This is a genomic window from Neiella holothuriorum (assembly GCF_019457915.1).
Lineage (GTDB): Bacteria > Pseudomonadota > Gammaproteobacteria > Enterobacterales > Neiellaceae > Neiella > Neiella holothuriorum.
In genome coordinates, this window is sequence record NZ_JAHZSS010000020.1 from 76,741 (window position 1) to 95,420 (window position 18,680).

The following is an 18,680-nucleotide window of genomic DNA, read 5'->3' on the forward strand; positions in this document are numbered from 1 at the left end:
AATCCAGCCGTTATATTCGCCAAGCTGAGGTTGGATGTAAAGAGACGGGGTGATGAACTTCGAATTGTTTCTGATCAGAAAGCAGTTGAACGCCATCGAAGGGGCTTTATTGACGAACAAGCCTCGCTGAATTGGTGCACAACGAGGCTTATTTGTTGCGGTTTGATACAGCTGTGAACTTAGAGCTGTGACAGCAATGATTGAGGCAGAGCTAACTCTTCATTGCTATTGATGTTGATGCCTTGGTCTTTAATGGCTCGGGCAATATCCTGCGCTTCTGTTAACGAGTGCATGTCATACGTACCGCACTGATATTCGTTTAGTTCAGGAATATCATTTTGGTTGGCAACGTTGAGCACATCTTCCATTGCGGCTAACCATGCATCGGCAACCCGCTGCTCAGATGGCGAACCAATTAAGCTCATGTAGAAACCGGTGCGACAGCCCATCGGTGAAATATCGATGATTTCGACATCGTCGGCGTTTAGGTGATCGCGCATGAAGCCCGCAAATAAATGCTCCAAGGTATGGATGCCGCGCTCAGACAATATGTCGGCATTGGGCACGCAAAAGCGCAAATCAAATACCGTGATGGTGTCTTGTTTTGGCGTTTGCATGGTTTTAGCTACCCGCACCGCAGGCGCAGACATTTTGGTGTGATCAACGGTAAAGCTATCGAGCAAAGGCATAGTCACTACTCTCGAATGAATGAAAAAAACGTGTTTGCCAGTTTATACCAAACCGGCCAAAGATGGTGGATGGCTTGATAATTTAACGCAGCGCCGCGGCAACAAGTTCAACCTGATATTGATGAACCGCTTTTGGTTGAACAGATGCTAGTTGGGTTGGGTGGAGGGTGTTGGCTGCGCAACATCCTGATGAATAATCACATCGGCATGATCAAACAAGGCTTCAATATCGAGCTCTAACTGATGGCAAATCGCATGGGCTTCTGTCAGGGGCAAATGACCATCGAGTTCAATATGCATTTGCACAAATCGAGTACCGGCTGATTGACGGGTGCGGAGATCGTGGAACCCTCGAACCGTTGATTTACTGTTGATGGTGTCGATGATTTTCTGCCGTTCATCAGCGGATAATTCTGAGTCCATGAGGTGCGAAAAAGCATGTCGGGCAATAGCCACAACACTGAACATCATGTAGCAGGCAATAGCTAACGCAAACCATGCATCTGCGGCTTGCCAACCGTACCAAGTTAAAGCTAGCGATGCCAAAATGGCTAAGTTCATCAATATGTCGGACTGATAATGAAGTCGATCGGCGCGAATGGCGGTGCTATCGGTTTTGCTAATCACCAAGGTCTGAAAGGCGACTAAGGCGATGGTCATCACCATCGCAATGCCCATCGCGGCCATACCAACCGGCAAATTGGTAACAATTGTTGGATTAATCATCCGATCAATGCCGTGCATGGCTAACAACAACGCCGAGCCGCAAATAAATCCACTTTGAACTAGCGCTGCAATCGCCTCCGCCTTGCCATGACCAAATCGGTGCTTGGCATCTGGTGGCTTTGTTGCCCAGCGCAATGCGAAGAAGTTAATCGCAGATGCTAGTGCATCAATGACTGAGTCGAGTAGCGAGGCTAAAAGAGCTGCGGAGCCAGTGTATAACCAGCATGCGGCTTTGATGATCACCAGAAGGACGGCAACTGTAATGGCCGCAGTACTCGCTAAACGAACCCATTTGGCATAGGACGTTAGGTGATGACTAGAATGGTTGTTGGCTTGAAAATCTGATGACATGATAATTCAGGCAGCATGCTGTTCGTGGGGGACATGCTGCCTGAAATTACCACGGTGCTCAATGAATTAAGAGGATTTCTTGTTCTTGCGCTTTTGTTGTTTTTCGCGTTGCTCTTCCATCAAGGTGAGGAATTGCTCACGCTGTTCGACTGTTAGTACCTGCATTATTGCGTGGTGAGCCTGCATTCTAGCGAGGGCACGTGTTTGCTTGTGAGTCGCTTTCTCTTCGATCAAGCGTAGTGCTTCAGTTTCATCGAACGTTGGGTTTTCCATCAACGCTTTCATACTCGCACGGTTGCTATCGCGGACACTTGCCATGGCTTCACGCTGCGCTTCGCCTTCAGATTTTTGCGTTTGGCGAATAGTTTGGATTTGCGTTTGCTGCTCGCTGGTCAAATCCAGTTGCTTTAGAATCTTACCCATTTTCGGGCCGTTACATTTCGCCATGGCACCGGCACTAGCGAGTCCAATGGTGCAACACAGGGCAATTAGGATTGGCTTCATGTTCATGATGTTGTTCCTCGATTTTTGTTCTTGCTGTTGGTTTGGTTCGAAGTTCGTTGGGGAAATTCGATGTTGATAAGGTTAGTGGCTGCAATGCAAAGCAACGTCAAGACAACGTAAAGATTCGTAAAATTAGATAGTAACGCTAGTCTTGCTAAGCGGTCGAACGTAATCTTGCTGTCAGATACTAAGAGAGGGTGCCATGAGTCGGATTCTGTTAATTGATGACGATATTGATTTAGCGAGTTTGCTAAAAGAGCTGCTTCAATATGAAGGCTATGAGCTAGATGCCGTTCATGATGGTGCGGCAGGCTTGGCGCTGGCTAAAACCGGCCAACATGAACTGGTGCTACTCGATGTCATGCTGCCGAAACTCAATGGCTTTGAGTTGTTAAAGCAGCTTCGTCAACATTCGTCGATACCTGTCATTATGCTGACCGCGCGCGGCGAGCCAGCTGATCGGGTGTTGGGCCTTGAGCATGGTGCAGACGATTACCTACCAAAACCCTTTACTGAAGCCGAGCTGGTGGCCCGTATGAAGGCGGTGTTGCGCCGCTATCAACCTGCGCAAGACATGGGTGAGTTGCTGCAATCACTCGGGTTGAGTGTGCATATTGGCAAGCAAGAGGTGCAGTGGCAGGGCGAAATGCTGAGCCTGACTAGTGCAGAGCTGGCGATGCTTGCTTGCTTGATGGAATCACCGGGCCAGCCGGTTGATAAAGAAACATTGAGTCAGCATGCCCTTGGGCGTCGGTTGATGCCGTTTGATCGCAGCGTTGACATGCATGTCAGTCATGTTCGTAAAAAGCTTGCGGACTACCTGCCTGAAGTGCCCATTAAAACAATGCGCGGGCGAGGTTATTGCTGGTCTGCAGAAGTGACGCGGAGCGCCTGATGTCATTATCGATCCGTATTTTTATTTGGTTGTGGGTGGCATTACTAGCCGTTGCAGGCTTGATGTTAGCGTGGCCCAAAGTTTTACCAGCCGGCCCTCAGGCATTGGATGCCAATCTCACCAAATATAGTGCCGACCAGGTTGAGCGTATTGAACGCATGTTGGAGCGGTCTGATAAAAAGCGTAAACGCTGGCTGAAACACGGCCGCCTGCTGCCCGATGGTAGTTTGCTCTGGTTGTACGATAACAACCTTCACCGTTTTACCAGTGACCGAGTACCGCCAGAAGTGGCCGAACGCATCATGACCATGCTTGATTTGGAAGAGCCCATCATTGATTTTGTCGATCATCGTTGGATGCTTGGGCCATTAGCCATAGATTCCGGTAATTATCAGCTCACCGCGTTCATTGGTTTGTCGGAGAAAATAGGGCGTGGCGCATGGTTGCGTCATATGGTGCGCCAATCGCCGTTATTGTTAGTGTGCGTTGCCTTGCTGTTGGGCGGGTTAGCGTATTTGGTGGCACGCCAAATTGTTAAACCGCTAGTGAGTTTACGGCGCACCGCTAAGCAAATTGCTGGCGGAGAATTTGCCGCAGCTGTGCCGCAGCAAGTCTTGCTGCGTAAAGATGAAATTGGCTCCTTAGGGCGCACGGTTAGCAGCATGGGCCACACCATTGATTCCGCGTTGGATGCCCATAAACGCTTGCTAAGCGACGTCTCCCACGAATTACGTTCACCATTAACTCGGTTGAGTTTGGCCAATACGCTAGCTGAAAAGCGAGCCGGTGAATCAGAAGAAAGTGCTCGCATCCGTCATGAAGCTGAAGTGCTCAATGAAATGATTGAGCAATTGCTAAGCTTGTCGCGGATGCAGCTCATGCCGCAGCATGATCGGCAGCCTGTGGCGATTATTAGTATTTTGAATCAGTGCTTTGACAACCTTCGATTTAGCCACCCAGAGCTACAACTTCAGCTGAACAATCAACTTGCCTCAGACAATATTTTGGTGTCTGGCAATGAAGATTTGTTCAAGCGAGCCATTAGCAATGTGTTAGACAATGCCAGCCGGTATGCCGACGCGGTTATTCTGGTTTCGATTGACGAATCCGACGGTCAATTAGAGTTAGTGCTTGAAGATGATGGTTGTGGCGTTCCAGAGCAAGAATTAGACAAGCTATTTGAGCCCTTCTATCGCCCTGAATTTGCTCGGGATCGGAGTCGCGGCGGCGCAGGTTTAGGCTTAGCCATTGTTGCTCAAGCTGTAAAATTCCATGGTGGTCAAGTGGCTGCCAGTCTGGCTGATTCGGGCGGTTTACGAATTGTCATTACCATGCCATTGGTGGATGAGAGCGCATAATCGTGTGCGCTTTCGCTTGAAGTTTTGCAGTAGTTTCAGCACTTCGGACCGCGTACAATAGCGGGATATTTTCGCTAATCACCCAATCATTATGTTTCATATTGCTCTATACGAGCCGCAAATTGCGCCAAATACCGGCAACATCATCAGGCTGGCGGCGAATTGCGGTGCTCAGCTTCATCTGATTGAACCGTTTGGCTTCGATTTGGAAGAAAAAAAGCTACGCCGAGCGGGGCTTGATTATCATGATTTAGCGCGGGTTTCTCGCTACCCCGATTATTCTTCGTTTCAACAAGCTATGGCGGGGCGGCGTATTTTCGCATTGACCACCAAAGGCAGTCGGCCACATACCAAGCCAACGTATCAGGCGGGTGATGTATTACTTTTTGGCTCAGAAACAAGCGGTTTGCCCGATGATGTGCGCAACGCATTTGCGCCTGAACATCGAATCCGAATCCCTATGATGGCAGATGCACGCAGTTTGAACTTGTCGAATGCCGTTGCAATTGTCAGCTACGAGGCATGGCGCCAGTTAGATTTTGCTGGCTGTAGCGGTTAATGCCGCTGATCAGCTCACAGAATCGAACACCGCACGAGCGAACATCTTGGTGGCGATTTACTCGTTCAAATAATCGCCGCATAATGGCTGGATAATTCGAAAAGGGCTTGAGCTATCAATCTGTTATGGAACTTCAGGTGAATATCCCTCCAGTCGCTGGCACGCCGACGCAAAAGCGGCTTCAGCAATGCTGGCAGCAAACCATGCAGGGCCGAACGGGGTTAATCTTTGCTGCCGGCCGTGATAGTGAGCAAGTGTGTCGGATGATCGACCTGTGGATTGCTACCGAAGGCGTGGTGGCCTTTCGCTGGCAAATGCAGGAGCGAGATACCTGTCAGCCCTTTAGTCCATTGTTGCCACTCATCAGCCAAATCCTCAAACAACGTCAACTTCCTGCTGAACAGTTACTTGATGGGATTGGCGTGCGCAGCCAATACCGCACAATTTTACTGCACTATTTTGCAAACAAACCGCTCAGTCGAGTGGAGCTTCCGCTGCCCGGTGAATTAGTCTACGAGCGCAATTTCGCAGTCAAATTAATGGTCGATATGCTGAACTGGCTTGCGGTCCAGCAGCCTCTTTGTTTATTGGCAAGCAACCTTGAATTTGCCGGCCCTTCGGCTTTAAAAGTGCTGCAGACATTGGCTGATCAATCCGCGAATATCATGGTCGTGGCAGGGCTGGACACCGAGTTTATTCATTCAGACGAACGGATTCAGGATGCGTGGCAAGGGTTTCTTGACTGGCTAGAGCGAGAGCAGGGCGTGCTGCGTTTGCCCGCAGATGAGCCCTTGGCGTTATCGCAACAATGGCCAGAAAGCCCATACATCATGGCCAAAGATCCACGCGCCGTGTTGCGAGATTGCGAAGCGCTTTTGGCGTTGATGTGCTTACCCGAAGCCAATTATGCGAGCGAGCAAGCTGAGCGTGGTTTTGTGGTTAAAGGCTTGAGCCATGACACCAGTTCACGTTTGCATTTACAGGCGTTTAAAGGCCACTGCTTACTCTATTTAGGTGAGCTAGATGAAGCGTTTGATGCGCTTGACAGCATTCTAGAGCAGGCTCAACTTGGCACGGATCGGCGCGCGATGGCACGGGCTTATCGCCACCTTTGCTGGGCTTACATTTACAAATCCGATTTAACACAGGCACTCAGTTGTGGTCGCCAAGCGGTGAACTACGCACTCGGGCTTGCCGATGAAAAAGAACGCGCTTGCTGCTTATTTAATTATTTTGTTGCATGCGATCGCGCCAATGCTGGCTTTGGTGTTGAGCGTTTTGCCGAAATGCTCCAACTTCTGCAACAACTGAATATGGATAATGCGCTGATCTATGCCTATCGCAGCGTATATGGTCAGCTTGAACACATTCCTCAGTTAACCGAACAACGGGCACTAGAAGCCGCCAAAGAAGCCATTAAGTTGGCGCGCCAAGCCGACCAACAAGCAGGCTTGGCCGCCGCTTATCATTCGCGTGCCGTCGTGCTGGAATCAATGCAACTGAACCATCAGGCGAAGCGTTGCTTTGCAATCAGCGAAAAACTACGGAGTCGATTGCAAGATCCTGTGGAAATTGCGCGAGTTCGCAACGGTTTTGGTTATTTTTACTGCCAACAAGAACAATTTCTAGAAGCGTATGACTACTTTAATGGTGCCTTGAAGCAAGTCATTAAGGCCAATGACGTCGGCGAAACCATCGCAACGTTATATAACTTAGCGTGGCTTTATTTAGTGGTGCGACACTATCGTCATAGCGCCACGGTATTAGAAAAGCTGCGGCGCTTGATGGTAAGTCAGCATTCCAGCTACTTTGCCTTTCGTAATTTACACGATGTGCACTTGATGCAGGGTGTTGTGTTGGCATTCGGCGGCGAATTTTTGCGTGCCCAACAATGCCTTGAGCGTAGCAAACGATTATCGATTCCATTGTCGCAGTCGGCACTCATTTTACGCCCGATGTTGACGATGTTACTGCAGTGCCAACAGGCGCCAGAGCAACAGTTTAGCGATGAAATTGAGCGGATCAGCCAGCGTCTAAAAACCAGTGCGAGACTCCGTAATCAGTTTGATTTGCTTTGGCTGGAAGTACAGTTGCGCTGTGCAAAAGTTCAGCAGCAAAACGAACATGCCGAACAGTTGCTAGCCGGCGCCGAACGCTGTCGTGCGGTTGCTTCTGCTGGCTGGCAAGCCTGCCGTCAATGGCTGCACGGTAACGAGCCGATTCTGGTCAGCTTGCCGTTGCCGAGTATGGAGCTAGAGCACCTGTTTGTATTGGCGCAGCAGGAAGCGCGTTTGAACCAATTGTGGAAGCGAATGCGCGAAGTGCGTTTGATTAGCGCGTTGCAAGCCATTGGCTCTGAAGCAAATAATGAAGCCAAAGTGGCCAAGGAGACAGTTCGTTTACTGTGTGGTCATTATGACTTCCAAATCGCGATGGTCATTGACTGTCAAACCGACACGGCTGATGTCATGGCGGTGCATGTGGATGGTCAGGTCAATAATTTTCCGGTCGACGAACTGGCTGAAGATGTTCGTGATTACCGTAATGAACAGCTGCTGCTCAACCGTAGCTGGTTGTTCAGTGGTGGTAGCAAGCGGTTAAGCTCTGTTTGTGTGTTGCCGCTTCGCGATGGCAATTTGCGCTGCTGCCAATTGGTGTTGGTCAATATTGATCAGCCTTATTCGCCGAGCAAACATGATCGCGAAGTGTTGTCGTTAATTGGTAATCAGCTGGCTAGTCAGTTAGTGGCTATCCGGCAGCGTAACAAACTGATTGAATTAAGCTCCATAGACACATTGACCGGGTTAGCCAATCGTCAGTCGTTGCAAACGACTATCCAGGATGAAATTAGCCGCGTACGACGTTATTCTGGGCAGGTTGGCCACATGTCGCTTGCTTTCTTAGATCTCGACAACTTTAAGTATTATAACGACACATTTGGCCATGATGCCGGTGACTTGTTGTTACAATGGTTTGCTGATTTGCTGTTAGAGCAGTTACGCGATGTGGATGTGGCAGCTCGCTGGGGCGGTGATGAGTTCATTGTGTTTATGCCGGAAACTGGCGCTGATCAGGCACATCATGTGGGCGACCGTATTCTACAGGCACTCAGCAGCAAACGTGGTTTTACCGAGCAGTTGAGTAATAAACTAAAGCGTGCAGTGGCGATCCCGCAAGAGCGTTGGCTGAGTTGTTCTGTGGGTGTGACGGAAACGGATTACCTCAAACAAACACCGGATGCGGCAGGAATGTTGACGGAGGCTGACAAGGCGTTATATCAAGCAAAAGAGAATGGTAAAGGCCGGGTTATTCGTTATCGAAATCCAGCCTAAACAATGAGTTCATTAGTCTTTGGTGACTTCAGAGGTCTGTTCGCGCGCGAGTAAATCCATTGCTGCGGCTTGTGCAGACTTACCTTCATACAATACCTGATACACCTGATCGACAATCGGCATTTCGATATCGAGCCGTTGTGACAAGCGGTAGACTTCATTGGTATTACGATAGCCTTCAACCACCTGGCCGATACCTTCGGCAGCTTCTTGTACCGTTTTACCCGCACCTAGCGCTAAGCCAAAGCGTCGATTGCGCGATTGGTTATCAGTGCAGGTCAGCACTAAATCACCCAAACCAGACATGCCCATAAACGTCTCTGGTTGGCCACCTAAGGCAACACCTAAGCGCGTGAGTTCAGCTAAACCGCGGGTGATTAATGCCGTGCGGGCATTGGCGCCAAACCCCATGCCGTCGGCTAATCCGGCACCAATAGCAATCACGTTCTTGACCGCCCCGCCGAGTTGCAAGCCAATGAAATCATTGTTGCGATAAACGCGAAAACGTTTAGGGCAATGCATCAGGTTGGCAAGATCGGTGTCGAGTTGGTCATCTTCGCCGGCAACCGCAATTGCCGTGGGCAGGCCTTTAGCGATTTCCATCGCAAAGGTTGGACCGGATACGACTGCCAAAGGAACTTGATCGCCGAGCTGCTCTTTGGCGACATCGCCTAATAAGCGGCCGGTGTCTGCTTCGAGGCCTTTGGTGGCCCAAGCTACACGTGCGTTGGCTTGTAAGTGTGGTTTTATGCGCTGCAACACTTCGGCAAATGCAAAGCTCGGTACAACAACCAAAATGGTGTTGCTGGCAGCTGCTGCCGCGGCAATATCATTGGTGACCGTAAGCGTGTCGGGAAATGGCACGCCGGGCAAAAACTCTTTGTTTTCACGGTCGATTTGAATACGTTCGACGTGGTCGGCTTCATGACCCCAAAGCAGGGTTTGATGCCCATTACGGGCAATTAGAAGCGCTAAAGCGGTGCCGTAAGAGCCCGCTCCTAAAACAGTAATGGCCGGCGTTGTCATAGATTAAGCGTCGCCTTGGCTAGCTTCTGCGGCCGCAGCTTGCGCTTCTTGCTGACGCTTTTGCACGTATGAAGCGAACAATGCATCGAAGTTAACCGGCGCTAAGTTTAACTGCGGGAATGTACCGCGCGTTACCATGCTAGTTACCGCTTCGCGAGCGTAAGGGAACAAAATGTTCGGGCAGTAAGAGCCGAGCATGTGTGCCATTTGCGCTTCGTTTACTTCACCAATACCGAAGATCCCGGCTTGTTGTACTTCACACAAGAACGCAACGTCGTCGCCAACACTTGTGGTAACGGTCAACGACAGGACAACTTCGTATGATTCGTCAGTTAGCTTGCGGCTCTTAGTATCCAGATCCAGTTTTACTTCTGGCTTCCACTCTTTTTGGAAGATGTCTGGGCTGTTTGGTGATTCAAACGAAATATCTTTGATATACAAACGTTGAATTGCGAATTGAGTACCTTCAGGTGCTGCGCTACCGTTTGTTTTTACTTCTTCTGCCATGGTCTTTTACCTTTATCTGTCGTTAGCGAGAAACTAACGAGTCAATCATTAATACGTTACTTGCCGGTGACAGGAAGATTTGCCTGACGCCACTCGTTCATGCCGCCGCGCAAGCTATATACGTTTTCCATACCCAGCTGCTTTAGCGTTGCACAGGCTTTATTTGCGGTCATACCCGCTTCGCATACAACTATAATGGGTTTGCCTGCCAGCTTTTCAAGCTCTGAGCTATTGCTTTCTGTGATCTTGGACGCAGCAATGTTCTTTGCGCCGGTAATATGGCCCTTACGAAAGGTGTCTGCTGCGCGTATATCAACCACAGTGGCATCATCGCGGTTGACTAGCATGGTGAGCTCGTGTGGAGAAACCAATTTAAAACCGCGCATACGTGCGCCAATAAAGCTGTAAATCAACATACCGGCCAGCACCACCCAGGCGCCACTTAACAAAGGATTGGCTGATACGAATTCAATATATTGGTCCATCTTGATCTCTCTTTACGATTTGGCGGTACATTGTAATAGGCCAATTAAAATAGCTTCCGGATTATACATAGATTCAGTGCGACTGTTGAACTTTGGCGGCTGACATTTAACAACTCGTTGCCTCGAGCTGATTTGTGTCATAATAACCGCCTACAAAAGAGTGCAGAATTCCTCGCCATGTGTTTGCCACCGAAACATGTGGCCGAAATTTTACTTAATTGAAGGTACGAGAGAAACGCTAGCATGAGTGATCAAAAGAAAACGCTAGCTCTAATCATCTTAGATGGTTGGGGTTACCGCGAAGATGACACCAGTAACGCCATTAACCACGCCAACACGCCAAACTTGGACAAACTTGCCGAGCATTATGCCAGCGGTTTGATTTCTGGTTCTGGTCTTGATGTTGGTTTGCCAGATGGCCAAATGGGTAACTCAGAAGTCGGCCACATCAATATTGGCTCTGGCCGTGTGGTTTACCAAGAACTAACTCGCATCGCGAAAGCCATTGAAGAGCGCACTTTCTTTGAAAATGAAGCGCTTGTTGGTGCCGTTGATAAAGCAATTGCAGCTGGCAAAGCCGTGCATCTGATGGGCTTAATGTCGCCAGGCGGCGTCCACAGTCACGAAGACCACGTGTTGGCAATGATTGAATTGGCTGCCGAGCGTGGCGCTAAAGAAGTTTATCTGCACGCTTTCTTGGATGGCCGCGATACGCCACCGCGCAGTGCGGAAGCAACACTGGCACGCTTCACCGCCAAGTTTGAAGAATTAGGCGTTGGCCGAATTGCCTCATTGTGTGGCCGTTACTTCGCCATGGACCGTGATAAGCGCTGGGACCGTGTGCAGTCTTGCTACGAGTTGTTGACCGAAGCAAAAACTGAACATGCTGCCTATGCAACCGCTGTTGAAGGTTTGCAAGCTGCTTATGGTCGTGATGAGAACGATGAGTTTGTTGCGCCAAGCGTGATCCGCGCAGATGGCCAACCAGAAGCGGCGATTAATGACGGTGACGCGCTTGTGTTCATGAATTTCCGTGCTGACCGCGCCCGTGAAATTACCCGTGCATTTGTTGATCAGCCATTTGACGGTTTTGAGCGCGCTAAAGTTCCAGCGTTGTCCGATTTCGTGATGCTGACAGAATATGCCGCTGACATTAAAGCCACAGTTGCTTACCCACCAGAAAAGCTCAACAACGTGTTGGGTCAATGGTTGGCAGACAACAATCGCACACAGTTACGCATTTCTGAAACCGAGAAATATGCGCACGTGACGTTCTTCTTCAACGGCGGTAAAGAAGAGCCGTTTGAAGGTGAAGACCGTATTTTGATTCCGTCGCCGAAAGTCGCCACTTATGACTTGCAGCCGGAAATGAGCTCTGAAGATTTGACCGATCAATTTGTTGAAGCCATTAAGAGCAACAAATACGACGTGATCATCTGTAACTACCCGAACGGTGACATGGTTGGCCATACCGGCAACTTTGATGCGGCGGTTAAAGCATGTGAGTCAGTTGATCACTGTATTGGTCGCGTTGTTGATGCATTGGACGAAGTCGGCGGCGAATGTCTGATCACGGCAGATCACGGTAATGCAGAGAAAATGCGTGATGAGTCAACAGGTCAAGCCCATACCGCTCACACCAGTGAGCCTGTGCCATTGATCTACTTCGGCCGTGAAGGTGAGATTGTCGACAACGGCAAACTCAGCGACTTGGCGCCCACCATGCTGACGTTGATTGGAATGGAAGTTCCTGCTGAGATGACCGGCAAGGCGCTTGTAAAACTTAAGTAAGTGTTAGCATCTTTGCTTTCATTTTACGCCTCTCGCAAGGCCAGCATTGTTGCTGGCCTGCTTTTGTGCTTTATCGGTAGCTGTTTAGCTGCCCCTGAGCGACCCCAAGACGGCCGTTTACAAGAAGTTCAGCAAGAGCTAGAACGGCGCCAATCGAGTTTGACCCAACAACAACAAGCCCAGAAACGAGCGCAAGCCGAATTGCGCGCGGTTGAGCTTGATGTAGCGGCCCAAGCCAAAGAATTACACCAAACCCGCCAAGGCATTGCTGGCAACAAACAGCAGCAACAAACCTTGCGCCAGCGCCAACAGCGACTGCAAGCGGTGCATCAACAACAGCAACAGGTATTAGCAGCCCAATTAGAAAGCCACTTTTTGGCGGGCCAGAATGACTACCTGACCATGTTACTGAACCAGCAAGAGCCCGCCAGTATTGAACGGACACTGGTTTACTTTGAATACCTCAATCGCGCCCGCGTTGAGGCACTACAAGCCATCCAACAAACACAGCTACAGCTCGAGCAAGTTGACCAAGATTTGCTGGTGAAACGGCGCCAACTCGAAGAATTGCTGGGCCGCCAATCAGCAGAGCAGCAATTACTAAAAACTCAGGAACAACGTCAGCAACAAGCCATTCGTTCGCTTAATCGAAAGATTACCTCTGAACAAGAGCGTATTGCACAACTGCAATCCAGTGAACAAGAGCTAAAACGGCTACTCGATGAAACAGCTCAAAAGCGCAGTCTAGTGCAACTTAAAGGGCTAACGAAAGGCTCTCTGAAGTGGCCGGCAAAAGGCCGCTTGAAGCACAAGTTTAATACGCGTCGGCAGGGCTCTATACGCTGGAAAGGCGTGCTCATTGATGGCAGCTCCGGTGATGATGTACGGGCAGTTGCTAATGGCAAGGTGCTCTTTGCCGACTGGGTGAAAGGGATGGGACTGGTGATGATCCTCGATCATGGCAAGGGCTATATGAGTCTTTATGGCCATGCTCAAACGTTGCTGGTGCAAGCTGGTGATGAGGTTCGGCTTGGCGATACCATTGCCTTGGTCGGGCAAAGTGGTGGTCAAACCAGCGCTGGTTTGTACTTTGAAATGCGCCACGAAGGTCGGCCGGTGAACCCCGCAAAGTGGTGTAAATAAAGCGCTTCAGTATGATTAATAATTAACCTTTCAGCTTTTGATTTCTGTCAAAGTCAAGTTCATGAGTCTGCTTTCCCATATTTTTAGTCTGGTAATTTATTCGCAAATGTGAGTTAATTCACACCCCTTGAGGCGCTGATGGCTCAAGTCCATGCATTTGCCACCAAAATTTGAGGAACGCCATGATTGAATCGCGCGAGATTACTGATGAGCAACCATTATCGTCAACGTCGACGTTAGGCGACATGCTCAGTATGATTGCGGCTTTAGATCAGGGAAGCCCATCCGGAAAACCAGAAGTTCCGGAAGAAAGCGTTAAGCTGACATAAAAAAACGCCGCTAAATGCGGCGTTTTTTTATGGTTGTGCGTTCATCTTACTGGTTGGCTGCTGGTGCAATTTGCTCAAAAGCACAAGGGATATCCAGTTGATCTAGTTTTTGTTGCCAATCGGTCAACAATTCACTCATGTGCTCGGCAATAACGGTCACTTCCTCTGCCGTTAAATCGTTACTGTTCCACTGCCCGAGCCGATGGCAGCTACCGGTGAACAGTTCAACTTGCTGTAATTCATCTTCAGGCATCGAATAGACGGCATGCCAACCAAAGTAAACCCGATCGACAGGTTCTTCTTCTGGGTTACGGCAGCCAAGCATGGCTTCTAAGGTGAGCGTGCGTTGTTTGTCGTCTGTTGCCATCAAAAAGCAGGCAAAGTCTTTTGCTGCAAGTTTGACGACCTTTCGCCAGAGGGTATGAGCCATTTAAATTCCGTCCGCTGGTATATTATTGGTGACGTTTCTAAAGCCATGTTAACAATCGAACCCTGCTCATACAATGCGCAGTTTCTCAATTCGATGGCGCTGTTGCTTGCTCTAGGGCGATGAGGTGGTCAAAAGCGAATGAATTGCTGGTACCGCAGGTGTCAGCTCGTGCGTTAAAATCGAGGCATACTTGTGGCCTGCTCGCTAAGCCAAAAACCTTGCAACGATTGTGTTCATCGAGTTGAATACAACGCTGTCCTGCTGGCTTCCCATCAGGCATGCCTGGGATCGGTGAGCTAATCGAAGGTACAATACAACAAGCGCCACAACCGGCGCGGCATGTGATCGATTGATCTGAATTTGATGTCATAACTGATTTAGAGAACTGCTATGCGTTTAACTGTGTTGCCATTGCAACAGATTACCCCTGAATTATGCCAAGACCTAACAAAACTGCCATTGCCCGATGCGGTGCAAGAGGTTGAAGCCTGGTTACAGCAATTGATTGACGATGAAAGTCGACAGTGTTGGTTGGCGCGCTTTAACGACAAATACATTGGCTTACTGGTGTTGTCGATGGCTGATGTCGTTACTGTGGAGTGGCTTGTGGTGCGTGAAGCAACGCGCCGCCGAGGTGTTGGTCGTTATTTGCTGGAGCAGGCCGAAGCGCAGTATGAACAAACGCTGGTGGTTCGAGCACGAGCCGGTGAGCCGCCACAGTTACAGCGTTTTGGCTTTCTTACCGCGCTAGGTTTTGCTGAGCTGGAAGATGGTTGCTGGCAGCGACCGTCCAGTTAATTGTTCGGCAAGCAACAAAAAAGGCGCCAATCGGCGCCTTTTGTTCATTGCAACAGCGTTAAGCTGCCATTGCTGCTTTGAGTTTTTTCATCGCGTTCTTTTCAAGCTGTCGAACGCGCTCTGCTGATACGCCATACTTATTGGCCAACTCTTGCAGCGTGATTTTATTCTCTTCATCAAGCCAGCGAGAGCGAACAATATCTTGGCTACGCTCATCAAGTGACTGCAATGCTTCTGTTAGCGAGCCGTATGCATGTTGTTGCCAATTGCTGGTTTCAACCTGGCTGGCAACATCTGATGACTTATCTTCCAGATACATCACCGGAGCAAATGAGCCGGTGCTGCTATCATCGTCGTCGTTTGCCAAATCAAAAGACTGGTCGTGAGAGCTCATCCGAGACTCCATTTCCATGACGTCTTTAGTGCTAACGCCTAGTGCATCGGCTACGGTCGTAATTTCGTCTTGGCTAAACCAGCCCAAACGCTTTTTGTTCTTACGCAGGTTGAAGAACAGTTTGCGTTGCGCTTTGGTGGTCGCAACTTTTACGATGCGCCAGTTGCGCAATACGTATTCGTGAATTTCCGCTTTAATCCAGTGAACAGCAAAGCTCACTAGGCGAACGCCAACCGTAGGGTCAAAACGCTTCACCGCTTTCATCAAGCCGACCGTGCCTTCTTGCACTAGGTCCGCTTGTGGTAAACCATAACCAGAATAACCACGGGCAACGTGAACAACAAAACGTAGGTGAGACATCACCAAGCCACGTGCGGCTTCCAGAGAGCCGGTTTCTTGCAATTCTTTGGCTAATTCCCGCTCTTCCTCGGCGGTGAGCATAGGCATGCTGTTGACGGTTTGGATATAGCCATCCAAGCCACCTTGGGGAACAGTCAGTGCCATTGAAGGAGAAATGCTCATTTGCTGATTGACCTCGTCAAATCGAATTACGTGTAACTTTAGCACTCAAACGTAGCGAGTGCTAAAAGCGATCTATACCGAACTCAGACCTGAATTGCAACGCAAGGTTCCGTTGGCGCTTTAGGGGGCGTGTTGCCTGAAGCTGACAGCACATCATTTGATTGGATTTATGAGGTTGGTTCAATGGCGCGAATATGTTGCCGTACGGACAGCCAAGAGCCCAGCAAACCCATGCCTGACGCGATAATGACCATGAACAAGCTTTCGCTAGGAAGTAGCCCTTGTAAGCTAATCGGGTAGTCATACAAACGGGTTAAATGGTTCAGTGCGCTTTCAATCCACCACAGCAAGATAGTTGTAACAATCCATGACAAAAAAGCGCCAAACACGCCATACCAGATGCCCGCATAGAGGAATGGCCGCTGAATAAATTGATCCGTGGCACCGACGAGTTTCATGACTTCAATTTCAGTCTTTCGGCTCAGGATTGACAGCCGGATCGTGTTTCCCACCACCAAAATAACCGACAAGCACAGCAAGGTTGCCAGTGCGATAAAGGTATCTTCCACTACGGCAACAATGGCATGCAGACGCTCAAGCCACTGGATATCTAATTTGACTAAGCTGACCGGTGCTAACTCTTCTAAGGCTTCAACCAACAACTTGGCTGCCGATGTGGTTTGGTGAGCCGCCGTCGGCTCAATCACCAATACATCTGGAAGCGGGTTATCGTCGAGGTAATTGAGTGCGTTACCAAAGCCGGACGTCTCTTTAAATTCAATCAGCGCGTCATCTTTGCTGTACCAGTCGACTTGCTGAATTTGTTGCCAAGTTTGTAGGTCGGCAACTAGCTGCTCGACTTGTTCCAGCGCAACGGACTTTTTAAGGAATACTGAAATCTGAGCAGGGCTGCTCCATTTATCGGCAACTTGCGCGCCGTTTTTACTGACCAAGTAGAATGCTGCGGGTAGCGACAAACTAAAGCCCAAGACCAACATCGTCATGAGCGATGGGCCGGGAGTGCGCCACAAATCACCTAAGCTGGCAGTGGCTTGCCTAGCGTGACTAATCCACCAACTGACAAGGCGTTGAACGATTGAAAGCTTGCGATCAGAGGCGCCTTGCCCTCGGCGTTCAAATAGTAAGCTCATAACGAAGGCTCCGCCGCTAAGCCGTCATTGAACATTTGCCCTTCACGCAGCGTCAGGGTGCGGTAGCGCATGCGAGCGATGAGACCTAAATCATGGGTGGCGATGAGTACCGCCACATCAACGCGGTTAAACTCTTCGAATAAGCGAAGAATTTCCATTGATAAGGCTGGATCTAAATTACCAGTGGGCTCATCGGCAAGAATAATTGGTGGCTTATTAACGACTGCGCGGGCAATGCCAACCCGCTGTTGTTCGCCGCCAGATAGCATGCTTGGCAATAAACGAGCTTTGTCGAGCAGGCCAACTTTATCGAGTGCCGCCGCCACGCGTCGTCGAATTTCTTGGTGAGAATAACCTTCAATGACCATGGGTAGCGCGACATTGTCGAATACAGGGCGGTCGGTGAGTAGCCGATGATCTTGAAAGATAATGCCAATATCGCGGCGCACATAAGGAATATGGCGGCGTGTTACCGTATTTAAGCTATGACCGTTGATAAACACATTGCCGTTGGTTGGACGTTCTAACAGCGCAATGAGTTTTAATAAGGTGCTTTTACCCGCGCCAGAATGGCCGGTCAGGAATGCCATTTCGCCCTTTTTCAGGTGAAAGCTGACATTCTTGAGCGCGTGATGGCCGGAGCCGTAGACCTTATCAACGTTATCAAAGCGTATCATTCGGTGGTTTCTTTATCGTCCTGACTAAATAGTGCATCAACAAATTCACGTGCGTTAAATGGTCGCAAATCATCAATGCCTTCTCCTACGCCGATGTAGCGTATCGGAATATTGAACTTGTCGGCAATGGCGAAGATCACACCGCCTTTGGCTGTGCCATCTAATTTGCTCAAAGTGATACCCGTGAGGCCAATGGCATCTTTAAACAATTGAGCTTGCGACAAAGCATTTTGACCGGTACCTGCATCGAGCGTTAGCATGACTTCATGCGGCGTATCGGCATCTAATTTTTGCAGCACCCGAACAATCTTTTTCAACTCTTCCATCAAGTGCGATTTATTTTGCAAGCGGCCGGCGGTATCGGCAATCAACACGTCGATGTTACGAGCTTTGGCCGACTCGAGCGCATCGTAAATAACAGAGGCGCTGTCAGCACCAGTATGCTGAGCAACAACAGGTACACCGTTACGTTCGCCCCAAACTTGCAGCTGCTCTACTGCAGCGGCGCGGAAGGTATCACCTGCAGCCAGCATGACACTCTTGCCTTGAGATTGCAGTTGCTTGGCTAACTTGCCGATGGTGGTTGTTTTACCAACGCCGTTGACGCCAACCATAAGTAACACATAAGGGCCGTTCGCATCGGTGATAAGTGGTTGTTCAACCGGAGCCAACAATTCCGCCATTTGATCTTTGAGCACTTGATACAAGGCCTCACCATCAGTGAGTTGCTTGCGATTCGCTTGTTGCGTCAGGTGATCAATAATTTTAGTGGTGGTGTCTATCCCGACATCCGCCATGAGCAATTGTGTTTCGAGCTCTTCGTAAAGATCGTCATCAATCTTTTTGCCTGCAAACAGGCTGAAAAAACCGCTGCCAATATTGGATTTTGTTTTACGGAGGCCTTGCGTTAGGCGTGCGAAAAAACCAAGATTTGTAGGCTCTGGCTCTGGCTCTGGCTCTGGCTCTGGCTCTGGCTCTGGCTCTGGCTCTGGCTCTGGCTCTGGCTCTGGCTC

20 protein-coding genes are annotated in these 18,680 nt (G+C 49.5%); 8 read left to right on the forward strand and 12 right to left on the reverse strand.

The genetic code is table 11. The features are described 5' to 3' along the window. Window positions 1-179: 179 nt before the first annotated feature. From luxS to K0504_RS14635, 3 genes are all read right to left on the reverse strand, one after another. Window positions 180-689 (reverse strand): S-ribosylhomocysteine lyase, encoded by a 510-nt coding sequence (gene luxS / locus K0504_RS14625; RefSeq protein WP_220104891.1) that lies wholly within the window; start codon window positions 687-689, stop codon window positions 180-182. Window positions 690-836: 147 nt separating this feature from the next. Next, window positions 837-1,766, reverse strand: a complete 930-nt coding sequence (locus K0504_RS14630) for a cation diffusion facilitator family transporter (RefSeq protein WP_220104892.1) — start codon at window positions 1,764-1,766, stop codon at window positions 837-839. A gap of 66 nt (window positions 1,767-1,832) precedes the next feature. After that, complete coding sequence (locus K0504_RS14635; protein ID WP_220104893.1) at window positions 1,833-2,276, reverse strand: Spy/CpxP family protein refolding chaperone; 444 nt, start codon at window positions 2,274-2,276, stop codon at window positions 1,833-1,835. A 196-nt stretch (window positions 2,277-2,472) separates the two neighbouring features. Here K0504_RS14635 and K0504_RS14640 point away from each other — a divergent pair, with 196 nt between their 5' ends. The 4 genes from K0504_RS14640 (at window position 2,473) to K0504_RS18610 (ending at window position 8,414) form a co-directional block, all read left to right on the forward strand. Next, window positions 2,473-3,165, forward strand: a complete 693-nt coding sequence (locus K0504_RS14640) for a response regulator (RefSeq protein ID WP_220104894.1) — start codon at window positions 2,473-2,475, stop codon at window positions 3,163-3,165. Further along, window positions 3,165-4,523 (forward strand): ATP-binding protein, encoded by a 1,359-nt coding sequence (locus K0504_RS14645; RefSeq protein WP_220104895.1) that lies wholly within the window; start codon window positions 3,165-3,167, stop codon window positions 4,521-4,523. Before K0504_RS14640 ends, K0504_RS14645 begins: the two co-directional genes overlap by 1 nt. A gap of 91 nt (window positions 4,524-4,614) precedes the next feature. Next, window positions 4,615-5,082 carry a tRNA (cytidine(34)-2'-O)-methyltransferase gene (locus K0504_RS14650; RefSeq protein WP_220104896.1) on the forward strand — a complete coding sequence of 156 codons (468 nt, stop codon included), beginning with the start codon at window positions 4,615-4,617 and terminating at the stop codon, window positions 5,080-5,082. Window positions 5,083-5,219: 137 nt separating this feature from the next. Further along, window positions 5,220-8,414 (forward strand): diguanylate cyclase, encoded by a 3,195-nt coding sequence (locus K0504_RS18610; protein ID WP_220104897.1) that lies wholly within the window; start codon window positions 5,220-5,222, stop codon window positions 8,412-8,414. A 12-nt stretch (window positions 8,415-8,426) separates the two neighbouring features. On the opposite strand, the gene gpsA is transcribed toward K0504_RS18610, so the two are convergent. From gpsA to K0504_RS14670, 3 genes are read right to left on the reverse strand one after another with little or no spacing between them, the layout of a single operon-like run. Next, a complete protein-coding gene (gene gpsA / locus K0504_RS14660) occupies window positions 8,427-9,440 on the reverse strand; it encodes an NAD(P)H-dependent glycerol-3-phosphate dehydrogenase (protein WP_220104898.1) in 1,014 nt (337 codons plus the stop codon). Window positions 9,441-9,443: 3 nt separating this feature from the next. Then, on the reverse strand, window positions 9,444-9,947 hold the full coding sequence (gene secB, locus K0504_RS14665) for a protein-export chaperone SecB (protein WP_220104899.1): 504 nt from the start codon (window positions 9,945-9,947) through the stop codon (window positions 9,444-9,446). Window positions 9,948-10,003: 56 nt separating this feature from the next. Further along, window positions 10,004-10,432, reverse strand: a complete 429-nt coding sequence (locus K0504_RS14670) for a rhodanese-like domain-containing protein (protein ID WP_220104900.1) — start codon at window positions 10,430-10,432, stop codon at window positions 10,004-10,006. 243 nt (window positions 10,433-10,675) lie between these two features. Between K0504_RS14670 and gpmM the strand changes: the two genes are divergently transcribed. From gpmM to K0504_RS14685, 3 genes are all read left to right on the forward strand, one after another. Continuing rightward, a complete protein-coding gene (gene gpmM, locus K0504_RS14675) occupies window positions 10,676-12,223 on the forward strand; it encodes a 2,3-bisphosphoglycerate-independent phosphoglycerate mutase (protein WP_220104901.1) in 1,548 nt (515 codons plus the stop codon). 12 nt (window positions 12,224-12,235) lie between these two features. Then, window positions 12,236-13,366: a murein hydrolase activator EnvC family protein gene (locus tag K0504_RS14680; protein ID WP_220104902.1), complete on the forward strand. Its 1,131-nt coding sequence runs from the start codon at window positions 12,236-12,238 to the stop codon at window positions 13,364-13,366. A gap of 182 nt (window positions 13,367-13,548) precedes the next feature. Next, window positions 13,549-13,695: a hypothetical protein gene (locus tag K0504_RS14685; RefSeq protein WP_220104903.1), complete on the forward strand. Its 147-nt coding sequence runs from the start codon at window positions 13,549-13,551 to the stop codon at window positions 13,693-13,695. A 46-nt stretch (window positions 13,696-13,741) separates the two neighbouring features. Here the strand turns inward: K0504_RS14685 and K0504_RS14690 are convergent, their stop codons facing one another. Beyond that, window positions 13,742-14,125, reverse strand: a complete 384-nt coding sequence (locus K0504_RS14690) for a hypothetical protein (protein WP_220104904.1) — start codon at window positions 14,123-14,125, stop codon at window positions 13,742-13,744. A gap of 85 nt (window positions 14,126-14,210) precedes the next feature. Beyond that, on the reverse strand, window positions 14,211-14,495 hold the full coding sequence (locus tag K0504_RS14695) for a YkgJ family cysteine cluster protein (RefSeq protein WP_220104905.1): 285 nt from the start codon (window positions 14,493-14,495) through the stop codon (window positions 14,211-14,213). Between the two features lie 20 nt (window positions 14,496-14,515). Here K0504_RS14695 and K0504_RS14700 point away from each other — a divergent pair, with 20 nt between their 5' ends. Further along, window positions 14,516-14,923, forward strand: coding sequence for an acetyl-CoA sensor PanZ family protein (locus K0504_RS14700; protein WP_220104906.1), 408 nt, complete (start codon window positions 14,516-14,518; stop codon window positions 14,921-14,923). Window positions 14,924-14,981: 58 nt separating this feature from the next. On the opposite strand, the gene rpoH is transcribed toward K0504_RS14700, so the two are convergent. The 4 genes from rpoH to ftsY all read right to left on the reverse strand — a co-directional run. Then, on the reverse strand, window positions 14,982-15,839 hold the full coding sequence (gene rpoH / locus K0504_RS14705) for an RNA polymerase sigma factor RpoH (RefSeq protein ID WP_220104907.1): 858 nt from the start codon (window positions 15,837-15,839) through the stop codon (window positions 14,982-14,984). A gap of 167 nt (window positions 15,840-16,006) precedes the next feature. Next, on the reverse strand, window positions 16,007-16,990 hold the full coding sequence (gene ftsX / locus K0504_RS14710) for a permease-like cell division protein FtsX (protein ID WP_220104908.1): 984 nt from the start codon (window positions 16,988-16,990) through the stop codon (window positions 16,007-16,009). Next, entirely contained in the window at window positions 16,987-17,667 is a 681-nt protein-coding gene (gene ftsE, locus K0504_RS14715) for a cell division ATP-binding protein FtsE (RefSeq protein WP_220104909.1), read from the reverse strand. The genes ftsX and ftsE overlap by 4 nt, the downstream gene beginning before the upstream one ends. Then, on the reverse strand, window positions 17,664-18,680 hold a 1,017-nt coding region (gene ftsY / locus K0504_RS14720), incomplete at its 5' end, for a signal recognition particle-docking protein FtsY (RefSeq protein ID WP_220104910.1). The genes ftsY and ftsE, both read right to left, overlap by 4 nt.

Coding starts and splice junctions, on each gene's coding strand:
- gpsA (WP_220104898.1), bottom strand. CDS start 9,440: ATGACAACGCCGGCCATTACTGTTTTAGGAGCGGGCTCTTACGGCACC.
- rpoH (WP_220104907.1), bottom strand. CDS start 15,839: ATGAGCATTTCTCCTTCAATGGCACTGACTGTTCCCCAAGGTGGCTTG.
- K0504_RS14640 (WP_220104894.1), top strand. CDS start 2,473: ATGAGTCGGATTCTGTTAATTGATGACGATATTGATTTAGCGAGTTTG.
- gpmM (WP_220104901.1), top strand. CDS start 10,676: ATGAGTGATCAAAAGAAAACGCTAGCTCTAATCATCTTAGATGGTTGG.
- K0504_RS14650 (WP_220104896.1), top strand. CDS start 4,615: ATGTTTCATATTGCTCTATACGAGCCGCAAATTGCGCCAAATACCGGC.
- ftsX (WP_220104908.1), bottom strand. CDS start 16,990: ATGAGCTTACTATTTGAACGCCGAGGGCAAGGCGCCTCTGATCGCAAG.
- K0504_RS14695 (WP_220104905.1), bottom strand. CDS start 14,495: ATGACATCAAATTCAGATCAATCGATCACATGCCGCGCCGGTTGTGGC.
- K0504_RS14630 (WP_220104892.1), bottom strand. CDS start 1,766: ATGTCATCAGATTTTCAAGCCAACAACCATTCTAGTCATCACCTAACG.
- secB (WP_220104899.1), bottom strand. CDS start 9,947: ATGGCAGAAGAAGTAAAAACAAACGGTAGCGCAGCACCTGAAGGTACT.
- K0504_RS14645 (WP_220104895.1), top strand. CDS start 3,165: ATGTCATTATCGATCCGTATTTTTATTTGGTTGTGGGTGGCATTACTA.
- K0504_RS14690 (WP_220104904.1), bottom strand. CDS start 14,125: ATGGCTCATACCCTCTGGCGAAAGGTCGTCAAACTTGCAGCAAAAGAC.
- K0504_RS14670 (WP_220104900.1), bottom strand. CDS start 10,432: ATGGACCAATATATTGAATTCGTATCAGCCAATCCTTTGTTAAGTGGC.
- K0504_RS14700 (WP_220104906.1), top strand. CDS start 14,516: ATGCGTTTAACTGTGTTGCCATTGCAACAGATTACCCCTGAATTATGC.
- ftsE (WP_220104909.1), bottom strand. CDS start 17,667: ATGATACGCTTTGATAACGTTGATAAGGTCTACGGCTCCGGCCATCAC.
- K0504_RS14685 (WP_220104903.1), top strand. CDS start 13,549: ATGATTGAATCGCGCGAGATTACTGATGAGCAACCATTATCGTCAACG.
- luxS (WP_220104891.1), bottom strand. CDS start 689: ATGCCTTTGCTCGATAGCTTTACCGTTGATCACACCAAAATGTCTGCG.
- K0504_RS14635 (WP_220104893.1), bottom strand. CDS start 2,276: ATGAACATGAAGCCAATCCTAATTGCCCTGTGTTGCACCATTGGACTC.